Source organism: Candidatus Planktophila sp., assembly GCA_030681675.1.
Lineage (GTDB): Bacteria > Actinomycetota > Actinomycetes > Nanopelagicales > Nanopelagicaceae > Planktophila.
In genome coordinates, this window is record JAUXRP010000013.1 from 1 (window position 1) to 1,597 (window position 1,597).

The 1,597-nt window shown below is 43.4% G+C and carries 3 protein-coding genes; all 3 read right to left on the reverse strand.

The window, feature by feature from the left end:
• Window positions 1–453, reverse strand: a 453-nt coding sequence (locus tag Q8K48_03255) for an aminotransferase class V-fold PLP-dependent enzyme (protein ID MDP1851416.1), incomplete at its 3' end; no start/stop codon positions are given.
• A 32-nt stretch (window positions 454–485) separates the two neighbouring features.
• Window positions 486–1,013 (reverse strand): hypothetical protein, encoded by a 528-nt coding sequence (locus tag Q8K48_03260; GenBank protein MDP1851417.1) that lies wholly within the window; start codon window positions 1,011–1,013, stop codon window positions 486–488.
• A gap of 145 nt (window positions 1,014–1,158) precedes the next feature.
• Window positions 1,159–1,311, reverse strand: a complete 153-nt coding sequence (locus tag Q8K48_03265) for a hypothetical protein (protein ID MDP1851418.1) — start codon at window positions 1,309–1,311, stop codon at window positions 1,159–1,161.
• Window positions 1,312–1,597: the final 286 nt, after the last annotated feature.

The following is a 1,597-nucleotide window of genomic DNA, read 5'->3' on the forward strand; positions in this document are numbered from 1 at the left end:
TTCAACGGCCTCAACGCTTAACTCCGATGTTTCAACATCGAATTCTGCCCAACGCACCGTTGCACCAACGGCTTCGGCAGCTTGAATCCAAGGACGAATATTTGAATCATGATCGAGGCGACTTACTACGACTTCATCTCCAGGCCCCCATTTTTTGGCCAATGTACGTGAAAAGTCATAACTCAACTGTGTCCATGAGCGACCGTAAACGACGCCTCCTGGGTCCACATCAATTAAATCGCCTACAGCTTTGCGAAACTCAACAACAATCTCTTCGGCATTCTTCTCTGATTCAGTATTTACATTCCTATTAGAAATCGGCCTCGTGATGGCATCGGCAATCGCAGCACCGACTACATCAGGTACTTGGCTTCCACCAGGGCCATCAAAAAATGCTAAGCCAGTATTCAGCGAGGGAAAATGTGCGCGAATTTTCTGAACATCGTAAACCATGAACGGCAGGTTAGCAGGATGGTGGTGAATACTTAAGTCAATTTCCTATAATACTGGCCTGATCGAACAAGTAATTGCGGCTTTATTCCCAAGTTGATCAGTAGCCATCTAGTTTTCTCTTGGGAAAAGGGCATATGTCTCACCGCATCCACGTTAAAGTGAGCAACATTATTCCGAAGCCTCAATGCTGTATCCATGTTCTTGTCAACAGTCTTGAAACTCTCGATTCTTTTAGGGAGAGAAATTCCAGAAAAAACCGTATGCAAACTTGGCAACCACAATGGCCCATAGTTCCTATTGCTGAGTAGGAAACGCCAAAATGAAAGTGGGAGATAATTTTCTGGAGACTCCCTATTCATATTTAAAGCGTATTTAAGCGATTTCTGGCCTTGTTCGTTCAATTGAAGCCCAGAGTGCCATTTCAATCTGTCGTCTTTGATCAATTTTTTGGCAAGAGCAAGAGGGATTTGTTTACGTAAGCTAACTTCGAGTAATCCAATCAGAAAATATGAAAATTCAAATTGTTTATGTAACTCTAAGTAATCTTTTACCGAACCCATATTCCAATCATGAACTCGACAACTGACATTTAATCTGAGTTGTACACACTTGATTTCGTCAGACATAACAACTAGTATTTAGTCAAAGCCCAAGAGAGATCCCTAGCGCAAGCTAAATCGCTTGGGCCTTCGCATTTTTAGATGGTCAATAACCGCGAAGTTGCGTTTCAATTAAGCGAGTATCTAAGGACACAAGCGCATTATTTTGTATGCCACCGACATAAATAAAGAGTTTTCCACAGTTGCAACATTGCAGGGAAGGAGTGTAATCTTTTCCATAAGGCACATGAACGATCACTAGCGAAGGCTAAACCGCTTGTGCAACGGCAATATAGCGAGTATTGGCGAAAGCTAAACCGCTTGAGCCACGGCCCAAGAGAGATCACTGACGAAAGTTATATCGCTTGGGCCGTTTTGTTTTACAGTCAGGCTATCACTGCACTAGTTCGGCGCACATTGTGCGAAAGGCTTTGGTATGTGCATCGACATCGGCCACCGTTGTTTCGGGACACATCAGGGCCATGTTATGGAATGGTGTTATCAGAAAACCATCATTGAGCATTCGCAGGTGAATGTATTGTTCT